Genomic DNA, 15,609 nt, shown 5'->3' with positions numbered 1-15,609 from the left:
TTGGAACGTTGGTTGCTCACCCCTTGCACATCTCGCTGTGATGACTGATCGCATGCATGTTCTCTTTCGATGCCGAACGGCATTTGCCATGGGAAAGATTTATGAAAACGGCTGACTTGCACAGCTTGCAGGCCCTGCGCGTGCTGCGTGAGCAGCGCGCCACAGCGCGTCTTGCTGCACAACGTGAACGCTGCCGTGAGGCCAACAGCGAGCTCGATCAGGCCCGTGAAGCCTTGCGTCTGCACCGGGAAAAGCTCGTTCGGGAAGCCGAGCAGGCATATGGCCGGTTCAGTGAGGGGCTTTCGGTCAGCGCCTGGCGAGCGACCCAGGAGCGCTTGCAGCAACTGGATGATGAACGTGTGGCGTTGCAGGCCGATGCTGATGCCGTGGCCCTGACACTTGAGACCGAAGAGCAGGCCCGCGAGCGCCTCAGGCACGTTCACAGGGAGCAGCAACAGAAAACCAAAGCCTGGCAAAGCCTGGTGGAGCAGCGCGTGCGAAGTGATGCACGTCTGGCCGAACAGCGTGACGAAGCCGATCAGCCAGCAGCGCCTGGCAGTGCCGCTGCAACTGCTGTGACATCTGCCCAGATATCAGGAACCGAGCCATGACGATGTATGCCGGCCCGATTGCTGCCGATCCGTCGTGCCGCGAGGTGCTCAAGGCGCGATTGGCGCAGTTCGACAGTGAGGCACTGGACCTGCACAACCGGCTGCACCGCGCCCTGAAGCCTTGGCCGGTGCTGCTGGGCGGGCAAGCGGTGCAGGTGCTTTGGGCCAGCGCGAGTGGCGATTGCCGGCAGCCGGTGCGTGTGGCCATCGCGCTCGGCGGGCATCGGATCGAACTGAATATCCCGCTGCGGCTGCTTGAGCTCTCGGGGTTGGGCTGGCAGCCCGGTGCAGCAATCGAAACCGACGCTGACGCATTGCTGCTGGAACAGGCCTGGTTGAGCTTGATCGAGCCGCTGGAAGGGCTGTTGGGCGAACCTCTGCGCGTAGTGCCATGCACGTCCGACCAACCGCATAAGGGCCTGCAGGTCGCCGTCGAGGTGCGCGCCGGCGATCAGCCGGCTCAGGCGTTGAAAATCCATTTCGACGCCGCCAGCGCCCAGCGGGTGAGCGCGCTGCTTGAGCAGCACTGCGCGGTCACGCGTGACCCGCTGCAAGGCTTGCGTCTGGCGTTGAGCGTCGAAGCCGGGCAGGCGCCATTGACTCACGCCGAACTGCGCAGCCTGTTACCGGGCGATGTAGTGATGCTCGACACCCTGGCCGATGCGCAGGTGCTGCTGCGGCTGGGGCGTCACTGCCAGACCGTCGTCAGACGCCAGGGCGACACGCTGGTCTGGCAAGGCGCGTTGCGTCCCGGCAGCCCTGCATTTTCTCCGTATCCCTTTGACAGGAATGACCCGATGAGTGAAATGAGCACCGATGCCGATCTGGATGCCTCGCTGGACGATTTGCCGCTGACCCTGATCTGCCAGTTGGGCAGCATGGAGCTGACCCTTGCGCAGCTGCGCGAAATGGCCCCTGGCAGCGTTCTGCCCTTTACCAGCCAGGCGCATGACGAAGTGGACCTGATGGTCAACGGTGGCCGTATCGGTCGTGGTGAACTGGTGACCATCGGCGACGGTCTGGGCGTGCGCCTGCTTGGCTTCAGCGGCTCATGAACGGTTACCAGCCGAATTTGATCGAGATCATTCTGGTCGTTGCCACCATCGGACTGATTCCCCTGGCCGTGGTGACCCTGACCGGTTTCATGAAAATATCTGTGGTGCTGTTCCTGATCCGCAACGCACTGGGCGTACAGCAGACACCACCGAACCTGGTGCTTTACGGCATCGCGCTGATCCTGTCGGTCTACGTCACCACGCCGCTGATCGGCGACATGTATCGGCAGGTGCAGGGCCGCGATCTGAGTCTGCAGAACGTTCAGCAGCTCGAGGAGTTGGGCAGCGCCTTGCGGCCGCCCTTGCAGGCACATCTGTCGAAGTTCGCCAACGAAAGCGAGCGCGGGTTTTTCGTGCAGGCGACCGAAACCATCTGGTCACCCGAGGCACGTGCCGACCTGCGCGATGATGATCTGGTGGTGCTGATCCCGGCATTCGTCAGCTCCGAACTGACTCGGGCCTTTGAAATCGGCTTTTTACTGTACATCCCGTTTCTGGTCGTTGATCTGCTGGTGTCCAACGTCTTGATGGCCATGGGTATGTCGATGGTTTCGCCCACGTTGATTTCAATTCCGCTGAAGATATTCCTGTTCGTGGCCCTCAGTGGCTGGTCACGCCTGATGCACGGGCTGATTTTAAGCTACGGGGGCTGAAGTCATGGGCCAGGACGTATTTCTGTCGCTGATGAATCAGGCGCTGATGACTGTGCTGCTGCTGTCCGCACCCGCGCTGATCGTGGCGATTGTGGTGGGGTTGGGCGTGGGACTGCTTCAGGCGCTGACTCAGATTCAGGACCAGACCTTGCCGCAAGTGGTCAAACTGGTAGGCGTGCTGCTGGTCATCGTATTCGTCGGGCCGTTGCTGGCAGGGCAGGTGGCCGAGCTGGGTAATCAGGTGCTGGACAATTTTCCGCTGTGGACGCGTTGAACAGCCATGGGCGCTGATCTGACCAACGCGTTCATCGAAGTTGCCTACCCGGTGATCAGTTCGACATCGCTGGCTGCGTCGCGGGCCATGGGTGTGGTGATCATAACGCCGGCATTCAACCGTTTGGGCCTGACCGGCATGATTCGGGGTTGCGTGGCGGTCGCCATCTCGGTGCCGATGATCCTTCCCGTTTTCTCCGCGTTCACCTCCATGCCCGAGCACAGCGGATTCTTTCTGGCTGGGTTGATGATCAAGGAATTGCTGATCGGGTTGCTGATCGGGCTGTTGTTCGGCATCCCGTTCTGGGCCGCCGAGGTGGCAGGCGAGCTGATCGACCTGCAGCGTGGGTCGACCATGGAACAACTGGTCGACCCGCTTGGACAGGGGGAGGCGAGCGTGATGGCGACCTTGCTCACCGTTATGCTGATCACGCTGTTTTTCATGTCCGGCGGCTTCATCCTGATGGTGGACGGCTATTACCACAGCTATCAACTCTGGCCGGTGACCGAATTTACACCGCTGTTCAGCAGCGCGGCGTTGACGTCGATTCTGGCGATTCTCGATCAGGTGATGCGCATCGGTGTGTTGATGGTCGCGCCGCTGCTGATCGCCATGCTGATCACGGATCTGATGCTGGCCTATCTGTCACGCATGGCCCCCAGTCTGCATATTTTTGACCTGTCATTACCGGTCAAGAATCTGTTTTTCTCGGTGTTGATGGTGGTCTACATCGGCTTTCTGATCCCGCTGATGATCGATCAACTGGCACAGTTCCGAGGCACCATCGAGGTGCTCAAGGCGCTCGCGGTCGAGGGCGGCTGATGGGCGAATCCAGCGAGGAGAAAAGCCAGCCGGCCACGGACAAGAAGCTGCGCGATGCGCGCAAGAAGGGTCAGGTCGCAAAAAGCCAGGACCTGGTCTCCGGCATGGTCATTCTGTTGTGTACGTTGTGTATTTCGGTGCTGCTGCCCAAGGCGCGTGCGCAGGTCGAGGCCTTGATTGATCTCGCGGCATTGATTTACATCGAGCCCTTCAACGATGTCTGGCCGCGGCTGCTCGATCATGCCGAGCAGATCGTCATCGGCATTACCTTGCCAGTGGTGGCGGTAACGGTCGCGGCGGTGATTCTGACCAACATCGTGACGATGCGTGGGGTGGTGTTTTCGGTGGAGCCCATTCAGCCGGACATCAAACGCATCAACCCGGCCGAGGGATTCAAACGCATTTTTGCGATGCGCAACCTGATTGAGTTTCTCAAGGGGCTGGTCAAGGTGGTACTGCTGGGGCTGGCGTTCTATGTGGTCGGTCGTCAGGCCCTGCAAGCGCTGATGGAGTCGTCGCGCTGTGGTGAGGGCTGCATTGAATCGACGTTTTATCTGGTCCTCAAACCGCTGGTGTTCACCGTGCTGGCGGCGTTTCTGCTGGTTGGTGCAGTGGATGTGCTGATGCAGCGCTGGCTGTTTGGTCGAGAAATGAAAATGAGCCACAGCGAGCAGAAACGCGAACGCAAGGACGTCGACGGCGACCCGATGATCAAACGCGAACGTCAGCGCCAACGGCGCGAAATGCAGGCCCTGGCGACCAAGCTCGGGTTGGCGCGGGCTTCATTGATGATTGGCGATGCTGGCGGTTGGGTGGTGGGCGTGCGTTATGTTCGCGGCGAAACGCCAGTGCCGATAGTCGTCTGTCGCGCCGCACAGCACGAGTCCGCCGCATTGCTGGCCGACGCCGCGCCACTGGGCATTGCTCTGTGGCCCGACGCAAGTCTTGCCGAGTCGATTGCAAAGCGAAGCGTGGCGGGCGATCCGGTGCCGGAAAACACCTTCCAGGCGGTAGCCGATGCATTGGTGGCCCAGCGGCTGATCTGATGTCAGCCACCTTGCGCCTGTCCGGCGCGCTGCACGGTGACAGCGCTGTCGCTCCTCACGCCTCGGTGAACATGTTCTGGACATTCTGTGCCCGGCTTGAAACTACAGGCCAACGCTGACCACCGGGGCAAGCCTCGTGTATTCAGTGCACCATCGGACTGTAGCGGGTTGCCGGTGTGCCGCGCACCACCTTCAGACGGTTGAGGTCGGTGTTGATGCGCCATGCCCAGAAATGCGTACCGTCCTCACGTGCCGTGTCCAGTGCCTGAGCAAGCATCATGCGTACATCCTCAAGCGAGTAGTCATGCGGCTGGTCGAGCATCAGTTGGGCCTTGACCCGCATGATCTCCGGCAAATACCAGCGGTCATGATTTTCTACCGCGCCGATATGAAGCTCATCGAGAATTTCCAGTGCCAGAGGTTCGAGTCTGAGTGCCGCCAGACCTGATGCGTACTCGGTGTGCAGCATCGCATGCAGCGGCGTTTCCACATGGTTGCGCAACTGCTGCAGGGCTTCTCCCAATAGCGGCACACCCGTTGCGGCATCGCCTTCGCGAATCGCCAGAATGCTTTCATAGCAACTGGTCAGCTGGCGCCAGACATGCAGGGGCTGACGTTCGCTGCTCTGTTTGAGCAGCTTGAGGAAATGCCGCGTCTTGTGCAGCGTACCGGCAATCAGCGTCGCCGGGATCGCACTGATCGCCAGCGTGTACCACAAGGTTGCAGGATGACTCAGTGCAATAGCCTGTTGCACATTGGTTTCCAGGGCGACCATCGCCTGGCCGGTATTGCCGATCAGCAACTGAACCTGGGCCCGCAGCGACTGCGCTGCAATACGCTGGTCGAAGTGCATGTCGATAATGTGCGAGGACGGCGAGCGCGGGGCGCCAAGTGCTTCTTCGATGGCCTGACGCGCCGTCTTCATATCGCCCATATAGAACGCGCTGGTGGCGCGCATGCGTCTGCCCAGCAACTGGCAGTCAGCAATGCGGTAATCCTTGCCCAGTGCCAGAAATTGCGAGGCGACCTGCGTACCCTGCAGATGCTTGTTGCTGCAGGTGTGGTCGTTCCACTTGCCCCACAGCGCCCGCAGGCGGTATTCGGAGTCGTCCAGCGCTTCGGCATCTTCACTGACCTGCTGCCAGACTTCGCGCATTTTCTGTCCCGCACCGTAGGTCAGCATCAGAATGCTGCCGGACATGGTCAGCAGACGCATGCGCTGCCGACGATCCATGTGTGCCTCTTCCACCTGCCGGGGCAGGCCGTGGTTTACCCAGTCCTGATATTCGCGCACCAGCGACAGCCGCAGCCACAATGGCGAACTGCACAGCGTCAGTTCGACCCCCAGCTGGCGGTCGCCCTCGGCCGAGAACGCCCAGGTGAGGGCCGCTCGAATGGTGTCGATCTCTATACCGTAACGCTGGGTCCAGAGCTCCTGGGGCATTTGTTCGAGATCCTGTTTGCCTTGTTCCAGAAGGGTCAGTGCCCATTGAGCGTGAGCGCGGCACAGGCGTGGTACATCATCGAACTGCACCAGTTTTTCGTGGGCGTAGAGACGTGTCGTTTCCAGCAGCCTGAAGCGCTTGCCCTGGCTGTGATCGAAGGTGCCGAGCAGCGATTTTTCCAGCAGGCTTTCGAGCATCGGCAATGTCATCCGCACGTCCGGCAAACCGATGTTGACGATCGCCATGACCCCGTCAATGGTGAATGAACCGTTGAATATCGACAGCTGGCGCAGCAACGCCTGCTCGTGCCCGGTGAGCATTCCGTAGGTCCAGTCCAGCGTAGCACTCAGCGAGCGCTGGCGTGGCAAGGCGGTGCGAAGGCCGGTCATCTGCAGTCGAAAACTGCCGTCCAGCAGGCCGACCAGGTCATGAATACCGAAGGTCCTGGCGCGTGCAGCAGCCAGTTCGATGGCCAGTGGATTACCGTCGAGTTTGCGGCAGATGGCGGCGACCGTTCCGGCGTCACCGTCATTGAAGGCAAACTCGGGGTCCTGCTCTCTGGCACGGGTCACGAAGAGCGCCACCCCGGAATAGCCCATGGCCTGCGCGGCAGTGAGCACTTCGTGCTCATCAGGCACTTGCAGCGGGCCGAGTTCATGCACCCATTCGCCCTGCGCACGCAGCGGTTCGCGACTGGTCACCACGATGCAGCATAGCGGTGCATTGGCCAGCAACGCTTCGACGGCAGCGGCGGTTTCGTCGAGCACATGCTCGCAGTTATCGAGCACCAGCAATTGCGGGCGACCGACCAGCGATGGCGGTATGTCGTGCAGCGGTTGTTCGTTTTCGGCGCTAAGCCCCAGTGCGGAGGCGATTCGGCCCAATATCGGTTGCGTGCCGTTGACCGGCGTCAGGTCGACGAACGCGGTGCTGAGGCCCGATTGCGCGGCCAGACTGTCAGCCAGTGCCTGCGCAACGGTCGTTTTGCCGACGCCGCCCGGACCGCTCAGGGTCAACAGACGCCGGGAGAGTGTCAGTTCCGACAGTTGCTCTATCAGTTCGTCACGCCCAAGCATCTGACGGTTGATTGCCGGCACGCTTACGCTGGCGAGTGTGTCCGCTGGCGCAGGTTCGTGGCGGACCGCCTGCTGCACACTGACCGGCGCGACGAATCGGTAGCCACGGCCCGGCACAGTGACAATGTAATTCTCGTCGGCATCCAGTGCCCTGCGCAGGGCAACGATTTGCGCACGCAGGTTGCATTCTTCGACCACCGCTCTGGGCCATGCCAGTGCCAGCAGTTCGGCTTTCTCCAGCAGTTCGCCTGGCCGAGTGGCAAAAGCGACCAGCAATGCCATTGCGCGGCTGCCCAGTGGCACCGGCTGTGAATCCTTGAGCAGCAAATATTCGCGTGGAAGCAGGGTGAACGGGCCAAAGTGAATGGCCTCGTTGCTGCGCGACGCCTCACCTGTTTCCTGAATGGCCATTTCATTCTGGCCGCTTGCTTCGAAATCCATGCTTAGACCTGTGTCAGAAGTAATAACTGCGCCGCCGCACCGTGCAGGAGCATGAAGGTCCCGATCTGTGTCCGTGTGGTGATGAGTGCTCCGTTTATCTGCCAGCGTCCGTTGACCTCCGGCAGATCAGTTGTAACTGAGCGGACACTCCGTGTTACCGGGTGTGCACCAATGCCTGACCGCATGCCTGATTTAACGCGTTGACTGTCCGGAAAGCGGAAAGTCTAGTGACATGAGATGACTGTTATGAGATCGATGCACAAATCGCGCCCACGTTAATTGACATCAGTTAGCCGCCACTCCGTTTACCGTTGGTCGACTTGTAACGATTTTTTGTCAACACGCCATTTGCCCGAACGGTCGTTTAGATGACGGTTGCAGAACTAATGCGACCGGTATGTCCACTTGCAGAGAACCTCATGAATCGAACCGTCAATGCTGCAGAGTTGCATATCGACTTTGACAAGGACCGGGAAAAAGCCTTGTTCAAGTGGCTCATTGCAAGTTTTCTGATGGGCAAGCGAATTCAGTCGGCCATCGCCTGTGAGGCGTACCGGGTCATCATCCAAAAGCATGACCGCGACACGCCACGCAAACTGGGCCAATGCACCCATCGCGATTTGGTCAGCATGCTCGGCGAAGCGCATTACGTGCGCTATGACGAGTCCACGGCCGATAGACTGCTGGCGCTGTGTGCCGGGCTCAACGCTGACTACGCGGGCACGATCGGCAATCTCCACGAGGCGAGCGAAGACCGCGCAGACTTCGAGAAACGTCTGGCAGCCTTCAACGGCATTGGCCCCAAGACTGTGGAGATATTCATGCGTGAAGCCGGCAAGGTGCTGTATTGAACACCCCGTTATCATTGCGTACAGGCTGTGCGGGCTGGAGTCTGGGGCGCGAGCACTGTGCTGAATTTTCCGCTGCCGGAACTCATTTGCAACGTTATTCGTCACGCTTCAACACCGTTGAAATCAATAGTTCGTTCTACAGGACACACCATCCGCAGACTTACAGGCGCTGGGCACAGTCGGTGCCTGACGATTTTCGCTTTTCGGTAAAGATCCCCAAACTGATTACTCATGATCAACGGTTGCAGGATACTGAAGTGTTACTGGATGTGTTTCTTTCCCAGTGCAGTGAGCTGGGTGAAAAACTGGGTTGCCTGCTTATTCAACTACCGCCTTCTCTTGACTATATTCCGGATGTCGCAGAACGCTTTTTTAAAGCGCTGCGCAGTCGTTACAGCGGCACACTTGTTCTTGAACCGCGTCATGAGTCCTGGTGCCAGGCCGAGGCACTTCTGGTCGATCAGCGTATTGCACGAGTCGCGGCCGATCCTTCGCCGATCAGCGCGGGCCATGTTCCTGGCGGATGGCCAGGCGCCCGCTACTGGCGGCTGCACGGCTCACCGAAGATTTACCACAGTGCCTACGGCCCTCAACGGCTGGAGTTTCTGGGCCGTCAGGCGCTGGCGTCGGTGGAAGAGGGCGTCGAAACATGGTGCATATTCGATAACACGGCCAGCGGTGCGGCAATCGAAGATGCCCTGTTACTTCAGACGCTGAGCCGCGCACGATAAGTTCGCCTCTTTCCTGCGCCGTATCCGGTCGTCTGGTGTACGGCAAGTTGCGCGGCGATGTCATCCCTTCTTAATGCAAAGTCTTTCTAATCGTAATTGATAGCGGACGCCTGACAGTTATCCAGGCTCCGTGCCTCTGCCTGCAAAGGCCCGTCTCGCACCAGACCAATCCGTAGCGGCGCGCGCTGCCTGCGCGAGCGGCGTTGTGACGCCATGGAATGTCGGGTGGCCAATGGAAGGAAATAACAATGACGACTGTTAGCAAGATCAGCACTGAAAAACCCACCGATCCTACCGATGCCAAAGCCTGGGAGCAGGCGGTACAGCAATCACGTGAGGTGGGTATCGAGTGGCAACTGCCTGCCGATGACAAACGCTCCGCTCAGCAGATCATCGACGATAGCCCGCTGCTGAAAAACCTCGGCGGGCGAGGTGACCGGGGGGAAGCCAGGGAAAACCTGATTGCTCAGGTCGGTGACTACACCAAGGACTCAAGTGCCGCGTTTCGAGCCGTGCAATTGCTCGAACACATTGAAACCTTCGACGCCAACGGTGACCGTCTGGCCGGCAAGGACATCGGTAACAATCGTATCGACGGCTACACCAGCAGCAGCGATGCCCGGCACGGCACGGAGGCCGGTCGTCTGAAGGATTTCGGCAAGGACGGTTTCTCGAGCCTCAAGGGCAAACTGCACGAAATCAGATCGCCAGCCGATGACCCTGCGGTTCGCGAACAGGCCGAGCAGCTCGGGATTCAGTGGGAGCGGCCGAAGGGCGATGAAAGGGACGCCAGAAGTATCGTCGACGGTGACCCTTTGCTCAAAAACCTGGGCAATCAGAGTGACGTCAGGGACATGCTCAAAGAGCAGGTCGGCGACTTCGATACCGACGCAGATGCAGCCTATCGAGCCACTCAGGTGCTGGCCCATATCGAACAGTTCGATAGCAGTGGAGGACGAATTGTCGGCAGTGACGTGGCCAACGGCAGGATCAATGGTTTCACCAAAAGCGGCGAAGCCCGTAACGGCACCGAAGCCGGTCGTCTGCAGGATTTTGGCAAGCACGGTTTCTCCAGCCTCTCGGGTCAATTGAGCAATATTTCGGCGGCTGGCGACAACACCCAGGCCCGCGAACAGGCCGAAAAACTGGGCTTTCTGTGGGAGCTGCCCAAGGACGACACGCGCTCGGCACAAGAGATCATCGATGCCAATCCGTTGCTCAGGGATCTCGGCAATCAGAGCGGCGTCAAGGACATGCTCAAGGAACGCGTCGGAGATTTCGAAAAGGACGCCAATGCCGCCTTTCGCGCGGTCCAAGTGCTCGACCGGGTGACGATGTACAACGAGAAGGGTGAGATTCAGTCTGGGGGCGATGTGTTCAACAATCGAGTCGATGGCTTCACCAAAGGCGCCGAAGCGAAACATGGCACCGAGGCTGGACGCTTGCAGGACTTCGGCAAACTGGGCTTCGATGCACTGCCGGCGCTGAAAAAGACCGAAGACATCAGCAGTTACAAGGACTTTCTGAAAGCCAGTCCCGATGCTGATGAGGCCTCGAAGCAAATCGCCCGCTACGCGGCAATCCTCGACGAGAACCATGACGCGATCAAGGGCAAGACCGGTTCTGCGGACCTGACCGCCGAGGCGCTGGCGACCTACCGGGACACGCATCCGCAGCTCGACAAGGAGGTCAGGGAGGCGCTGGACTTCTGGTCGCAACCCGGCGCCTTTGCGCTGCTCGATAATGCCAAAAGCCCGCTCGAGCAAGGCACCGATGGCAAGGCCAGCCGCGGTGACATTCAGGCTTTCCTCAAGAATAGCGCGCCAAAAGACGTCGGTGCCGTGGGCACGCTGCTGGAAGCCGTTGCAGAGGGCAATCTGCTCAACAAGGTCAACACCGACGCGCTCGACAAGGATGTGTTCGAGCATCCGCAGAACTACACCGCAGAGCAGAAGGCCGCAGTCCTGCAGGAACTCAAGGCGGCTCAGAGCCTGATTGTCGAGGGCAGCGGTGCGGGCATGTGGAAGGACGACAAGTCTCAGGTGCAGATTGCCAACAACGTAGGCAGTCATCCCGACCCGCAAAAGCTGCTCGATGACGTCAACGAGCATATCTCGTTGCTCGAAAAGGACCCCGAGGTGGTCACGTTCTACAACGACAATGCGACCAGCGAATTGAGCAAGGTGCTGGAGGGCAGCGACGCGCTGAAAAGCGCCTTGCAAGGCACTTACGACAATGACATCAAGACCGGCAAGGCCCTCGACAAACTGTGGGACGCCAACACCAAGGACGGCAAGACCGATCAGCAGACGGCTCTGGCCCGGTTCTACAGCTCGGCTCAAAGCGTTCAGGAGTCTCTGGGTTTGAGTGATCCGGGTGAAATTCAAAAGGCCGTGCAAAAGTCGGCGCACAATAAGGATTTCGAATCGTTCTACGAGAAAACGCTGGTCTCGGGCGAGCGACTCAACGAGTTGTTGAAGACTGAAAGCTTCGAAGTGGCAACCAGCCAGTTCAGCATGGAAGTGGCGATGTATAACGCTGCGCTGAACCCGGAGTTCACAGGGAAATACGACGACAAGCTGACTGAAAACTACACCGCCATTGCCCAGAACAACGTCTTCAAGGACGCCAGTTTCGAGGATCTGAAGAAGGCTTTTGGCAAGGATGGCGGCGATACACTGGACGAAGCGAAAGTCAGGTCGCTGATCGACCAGATCAGTGAAAGCAACCCCGAGTTGCTGACCAATGCCGACGGCAAGCCGGCCACGTCCGACCAGATTCTGGGCGTATTCCGAGGGAATTGGGATCTGTTGCGTCAGGGCACCAAGTCCATTTCCGAACTGGGCCTGTTCAGTGACAACTCTTCGATCAAGGCTGCTTCCGGTGCCGGAGTCCTGCATGGTGTCAGCGGTCTGTTCATGGCCGGCATCACCATCGCCAAGGGGGCAAATGGCGCGGGGGCGCTGACTGATCGGCAGATCGTCGACATCACCACAGGTTCGGTGCAAAGCGCTACCTTGCTGACCGAGGGCGGCGTCAAGAATGTCACCACGATGTTCAAGGACATCAAGGATATGCTCGAGCCGGACATCTACAAGGAAATAACCACTAACCTGTCGAAACTGGAAAACGCTGCCAAAGGGCTGGGTGGCCTGGCCGGAGTGGCCGCAGGGGCCTATGGCATCTTTGACGGTGTGAAATCGATCAGGAGAGGCGAGCTGGTCGCCGGCGGTATGAGCATCACGGCCGGGTCCCTGGGCGCGATGGCCGGTCTGGCATCAGCGGCAGAGGGCGCAGCAGGCGTCCTGCAGTTGACGGGCAGTGTGGTGCGCGCCTTGCCGTTGCTGGCCGGCACTCTGGGACTGGCCGCCGCCGGGGTGGGCGCTGTGGCGCTGCTGATTCCCGGCATGATCGAGGAGGGCAAACAGGAGACCCGTGTCGACCGGTTTTCCGATCACCTCAGGGACTACCTGACCCAGTACGAGATCGATGGAGTCAAGAACGGCACCCTCATGGACGTGCCGGACAGCGAGTGGCCGGGGCCGGAAGAAACCACCATCGCTTCATAATCGGAGTGGTCAGGCCGGAGCGCCCCGGCCTGCTTTCTGACGCCGATCGACGTAGCGAGTCAGGTCTCAAGCAGCTCACTCAAAGCCTGGCTCAGTTGCTCGGCACTGAACGGTTTGGCGACGCATCGCCGGTCGAGCCACGCGTCAGGTATCCCCAGCCGCCCGTACCCCGAGCAAAACATGAAGGGTATGCCGCGATCGGCAATGGCAGCGGCTATCGGGAACGAGTCTCCGCCGATAATGTTGATATCCAGGATGGCCAGGTCGTACTCGCCGTTACGCGCATATTCAATGCCTTCGTTCAGCGTGCTTGCGTGGTAGGCGGTCGCGAAACCCAGGTCATCGAGCATCATCTCCATCAACATGGCGAGCATGGTCTCGTCTTCTACCAACAGTACTTTGGGGAGCGAGGTCTGGTCTTCCGATTCTGAGCTCATAAGTGGCTTTCCGGTTTGTCTGGCCAGGGAATCAGCATTGACCAGATGATCCCTGTGAGGGCGAGCTGAATGTCGGCCTGGCCTTTGAGTTCTCGCTCGATGTTGCGGCGTATCAAGCGCAGGCCAACTTTTACGGTGGTTGCAACCGCCTGTTTCCTTCCATAGGGTTTTTCAACCGGGAACAGCCAGCCGCTGCTTGATACGAAGTGCAGTCGTTCGAGGCTGAACGCGATTCAGATTTTTTTTGTCGGCCGCAGCGGGAATTTGGGCGGCCAGCGGCCCGGATGGACAGCGCAAGAAAATGCGGGGTTGCCGCGAAAGTGCGGCGTGGAGACCTGGATGACGCGCTCTGCTGATACAAGCCAGAGATGGAAGGAAGTGGGTCACCATAACAGGTGCCCGTTGGACGCGTAGCTTTAACTGACGATGGCGGGGAAATGCCTGCAAGTTGGCAGGTGTGGGCCTTTAAGGCCCTGCCTGCCGTTTTTTAGCGAATTATCGGCAAATACTGGGTTGCTACAGGCCCGCTTGGGCAATCAGCCCTGGCCATTCAGCTTGCGCTCAAGCTCACGGTTTTTAGCACGAAGCGTTTCGGTATCCTGCTCTTTTTCCTTGAGGGAAGTCGGGGTAATGACCTTGTCCACGCCTTCGGTTGCGGGGTTCTCGTGTGCAATGTCCTTGTGCACCACATCGACCGGCTTGCCGGACTGGTCTGTCGTCGGCGCGGACTGTTCAGGCGTGTGGCTGGAAGGCTTGTCGGTATGCGTGCTCATTGCAGTTCCTCGGTGTGTGTCGTTCTGGTTGGAGGAACGAACGACGCGAAGAGTTCGACGTGTTTTCGTGTGGGCAGGGATTGCCCGCGCAACGGCGTGCAAAAAAAAAGCCCCGCCAGACAAGGTCTGGCGGGGCTTTGCTCAAGCTGTGAAAGCCTTAGAGCGCCATGTCACTGGCTGGATTGCTTTTCGCTGGCTGGGCAGCAGGTGCAGGTGTTGGAGCATTACCTGTCTTGTTCACCGGTGGTGGCGGTGTCAGCTGCAGAACTTCGGATGTGTAAGCCCATTCCTCGGCAACACGGTCCGGATTGTTGTTCAGCTTGGTGCCGTAGCTAGGCACGATCTGGTGCAGTTTTGCCTGCCATTCCGGAGTCGCTACCTTGTCCTTGAAGACTTTCTCAAGCACGCCCAGCATGATCGGCGCTGCAGTCGAGGCACCTGGCGAAGCACCCAGCAGGCCGGCAATGCTGCCGTCCTTGGAAGCAACGATTTCGGTACCCAGCTTCAGGACGCCGCCTTTCTCTTCGTCACGCTTGATGATCTGTACGCGCTGACCGGCTTGCATCAGGCGCCAGTCTTCTTTCTTGGCGTTCGGGAAGTACTGCTGCAGGGCAGCGAAGCGATCGTCGTCAGACATCATCACCTGACCGGCGAGGTATTCGATCAGCGGGTACTGTTCGATACCGACGCGAGTCATTGGCCACACGTTATGCGTGGTGGTGCTGGTCAGCAGGTCGAAATAGGAACCGTTTTTCAGGAACTTGGTCGAGAAGGTTGCGAATGGGCCAAACAGGATCACGCGCTTGCCATCCAGAACACGGGTGTCCAGGTGCGGAACCGACATGGGTGGCGCGCCAGTCGACGCGATACCGTAGGCCTTGCCCATATGCTGCATGGCCAGGGTCTGATTGTCAGTGACAAGCCACGAACCGCCGACCGGGAAGCCGCCGTATTCCTTGGCTTCAGGAATACCGGATTCCTGCAGCAGATGCAGGGCCGCACCGCCGGCACCGATGAACAGGAACTTGGTGTCGGTCTCGGTGACAGTACCGTCTTTCAGGTTCTTGTACTTGACGCGCCAGGTGCCGTCGTCGTTGTGATTGATGTCTTCGACTTCGCTCGACAACTGCAGATTGAAATTCTGCTTGGCTTTCAGATTGGCGACGAACTGGCGGGTGATCTCGCCGAAGTTGACGTCGGTGCCGATCGGGCTCCAGGTCACGGCCAGCTTCTGCGCCGGGTCACGACCTTCCATCATCAACGGGACCCACTTCTTGATCTGCTCGTGGTCTTCGGAGTACTGCATGCCGCTGAACAACGGGCTGGCTTGCAATGCTGCGTAACGCTTGCGCAGGAACTGGATGTTGTTGTCGCCCCACACGAAGCTCATGTGCGGCGTGGAGTTGATGAACGAGCGCGGGTCTTTCAGGACGCCGGTCTTGACCTGCCAGGACCAGAACTGACGGGAGATCTGGAACGCTTCGTTGATCTCGATGGCCTTGGATATGTCGACGTTGCCGTTCTTGTCTTCAGGGGTGTAGTTCAGTTCGGCGAGAGCCGAGTGACCTGTACCGGCGTTGTTCCAGCCGTTGGAGCTTTCTTCGGCGACGCCATCGAGACGCTCGACCATTTCCATCGACCAGCTCGGCTCCAGCTCGTTGAGCCAGACGGCGAGGGTGGCACTCATGATGCCGCCGCCGACGAGCAGTACGTCGACTTTCTTGGTTTCAGCCGCCTGCACGGGCATCAGGCCCATGGAAATGGCCAGACCCAGGAGGGCCGTGTTCACTTTTTTAAACATTCTGTCATCCATCTGATAAACGCC

Annotated in this window: 13 protein-coding genes; 9 read left to right on the top strand and 4 right to left on the bottom strand. The window is 59.3% G+C overall.

Annotated features, from left to right (window positions below; genetic code table 11):
- Positions 1 to 101 precede the first annotated feature (101 nt).
- The 6 genes from ACW55A_RS05710 to ACW55A_RS05685 are packed head-to-tail and all read left to right on the top strand — an operon-like array spanning position 102 to position 4,461.
- Positions 102 to 611, top strand: a complete 510-nt coding sequence (locus ACW55A_RS05710) for a hypothetical protein (protein ID WP_003369203.1) — start codon at positions 102 to 104, stop codon at positions 609 to 611.
- Positions 608 to 1,666, top strand: a complete 1,059-nt coding sequence (sctQ, locus tag ACW55A_RS05705; protein WP_498810676.1) for a type III secretion system cytoplasmic ring protein SctQ — start codon at positions 608 to 610, stop codon at positions 1,664 to 1,666. Before ACW55A_RS05710 ends, sctQ begins: the two co-directional genes overlap by 4 nt.
- Positions 1,663 to 2,319, top strand: a complete 657-nt coding sequence (gene sctR, locus ACW55A_RS05700; RefSeq protein ID WP_003369210.1) for a type III secretion system export apparatus subunit SctR — start codon at positions 1,663 to 1,665, stop codon at positions 2,317 to 2,319. The genes sctQ and sctR overlap by 4 nt, the downstream gene beginning before the upstream one ends.
- A gap of 4 nt (positions 2,320 to 2,323) precedes the next feature.
- A complete protein-coding gene (locus ACW55A_RS05695) occupies positions 2,324 to 2,593 on the top strand; it encodes an EscS/YscS/HrcS family type III secretion system export apparatus protein (RefSeq protein ID WP_003369212.1) in 270 nt (89 codons plus the stop codon).
- Between the two features lie 6 nt (positions 2,594 to 2,599).
- Positions 2,600 to 3,415 carry a type III secretion system export apparatus subunit SctT gene (sctT, locus tag ACW55A_RS05690; protein ID WP_498810677.1) on the top strand — a complete coding sequence of 272 codons (816 nt, stop codon included), beginning with the start codon at positions 2,600 to 2,602 and terminating at the stop codon, positions 3,413 to 3,415.
- Complete coding sequence (locus ACW55A_RS05685) at positions 3,415 to 4,461, top strand: EscU/YscU/HrcU family type III secretion system export apparatus switch protein (RefSeq protein ID WP_003434215.1); 1,047 nt, start codon at positions 3,415 to 3,417, stop codon at positions 4,459 to 4,461. The genes sctT and ACW55A_RS05685 overlap by 1 nt, the downstream gene beginning before the upstream one ends.
- A gap of 142 nt (positions 4,462 to 4,603) precedes the next feature.
- Here ACW55A_RS05685 and ACW55A_RS05680 read toward each other — a convergent pair whose 3' ends face one another.
- Positions 4,604 to 7,423, bottom strand: a complete 2,820-nt coding sequence (locus ACW55A_RS05680) for an ATP-binding protein (RefSeq protein WP_498810678.1) — start codon at positions 7,421 to 7,423, stop codon at positions 4,604 to 4,606.
- 419 nt (positions 7,424 to 7,842) lie between these two features.
- On the opposite strand from ACW55A_RS05680, the gene ACW55A_RS05675 reads away from it, so the two are divergent.
- The 3 genes from ACW55A_RS05675 to ACW55A_RS05665 all read left to right on the top strand — a co-directional run bounded on the left by ACW55A_RS05675 (position 7,843) and on the right by ACW55A_RS05665 (position 12,574).
- On the top strand, positions 7,843 to 8,274 hold the full coding sequence (locus tag ACW55A_RS05675; protein ID WP_096121294.1) for a DNA methylase: 432 nt from the start codon (positions 7,843 to 7,845) through the stop codon (positions 8,272 to 8,274).
- Positions 8,271 to 9,005, top strand: coding sequence for a DUF72 domain-containing protein (locus tag ACW55A_RS05670; protein WP_498810679.1), 735 nt, complete (start codon positions 8,271 to 8,273; stop codon positions 9,003 to 9,005). Before ACW55A_RS05675 ends, ACW55A_RS05670 begins: the two co-directional genes overlap by 4 nt.
- 248 nt (positions 9,006 to 9,253) lie before the next feature.
- On the top strand, positions 9,254 to 12,574 hold the full coding sequence (locus ACW55A_RS05665; RefSeq protein WP_498810680.1) for a type III effector HrpK domain-containing protein: 3,321 nt from the start codon (positions 9,254 to 9,256) through the stop codon (positions 12,572 to 12,574).
- 59 nt (positions 12,575 to 12,633) lie between these two features.
- Here ACW55A_RS05665 and ACW55A_RS05660 read toward each other — a convergent pair whose 3' ends face one another.
- The 3 genes from ACW55A_RS05660 to mqo all read right to left on the bottom strand — a co-directional run bounded on the left by ACW55A_RS05660 (position 12,634) and on the right by mqo (position 15,573).
- Positions 12,634 to 13,011 (bottom strand): response regulator, encoded by a 378-nt coding sequence (locus ACW55A_RS05660; protein WP_455809031.1) that lies wholly within the window; start codon positions 13,009 to 13,011, stop codon positions 12,634 to 12,636.
- Positions 13,012 to 13,547: 536 nt separating this feature from the next.
- Entirely contained in the window at positions 13,548 to 13,784 is a 237-nt protein-coding gene (locus ACW55A_RS05655; RefSeq protein ID WP_455809029.1) for a hypothetical protein, read from the bottom strand.
- Between the two features lie 157 nt (positions 13,785 to 13,941).
- Positions 13,942 to 15,573 carry a malate dehydrogenase (quinone) gene (gene mqo / locus ACW55A_RS05650; RefSeq protein WP_499140258.1) on the bottom strand — a complete coding sequence of 544 codons (1,632 nt, stop codon included), beginning with the start codon at positions 15,571 to 15,573 and terminating at the stop codon, positions 13,942 to 13,944.
- Positions 15,574 to 15,609: the final 36 nt, after the last annotated feature.

This window comes from Plantibacter cousiniae (nom. nud.) (genome assembly GCF_977070315.1).
Note: the sequence above shows the minus strand (reverse complement) of the source record. Positions and strands in the feature narration are given on the sequence as shown.

What these genes read in the sequence shown, in the direction of transcription:
- ACW55A_RS05710 (WP_003369203.1), top strand. Translation starts at nt 102, where the DNA reads ATGAAAACGGCTGACTTGCACAGCTTGCAGGCCCTGCGCGTGCTGCGT.
- sctQ (WP_498810676.1), top strand. Translation starts at nt 608, where the DNA reads ATGACGATGTATGCCGGCCCGATTGCTGCCGATCCGTCGTGCCGCGAG.
- sctR (WP_003369210.1), top strand. Translation starts at nt 1,663, where the DNA reads ATGAACGGTTACCAGCCGAATTTGATCGAGATCATTCTGGTCGTTGCC.
- ACW55A_RS05695 (WP_003369212.1), top strand. Translation starts at nt 2,324, where the DNA reads ATGGGCCAGGACGTATTTCTGTCGCTGATGAATCAGGCGCTGATGACT.
- sctT (WP_498810677.1), top strand. Translation starts at nt 2,600, where the DNA reads ATGGGCGCTGATCTGACCAACGCGTTCATCGAAGTTGCCTACCCGGTG.
- ACW55A_RS05685 (WP_003434215.1), top strand. Translation starts at nt 3,415, where the DNA reads ATGGGCGAATCCAGCGAGGAGAAAAGCCAGCCGGCCACGGACAAGAAG.
- ACW55A_RS05680 (WP_498810678.1), bottom strand. Translation starts at nt 7,423, where the DNA reads ATGGATTTCGAAGCAAGCGGCCAGAATGAAATGGCCATTCAGGAAACA.
- ACW55A_RS05675 (WP_096121294.1), top strand. Translation starts at nt 7,843, where the DNA reads ATGAATCGAACCGTCAATGCTGCAGAGTTGCATATCGACTTTGACAAG.
- ACW55A_RS05665 (WP_498810680.1), top strand. Translation starts at nt 9,254, where the DNA reads ATGACGACTGTTAGCAAGATCAGCACTGAAAAACCCACCGATCCTACC.
- ACW55A_RS05660 (WP_455809031.1), bottom strand. Translation starts at nt 13,011, where the DNA reads ATGAGCTCAGAATCGGAAGACCAGACCTCGCTCCCCAAAGTACTGTTG.
- ACW55A_RS05655 (WP_455809029.1), bottom strand. Translation starts at nt 13,784, where the DNA reads ATGAGCACGCATACCGACAAGCCTTCCAGCCACACGCCTGAACAGTCC.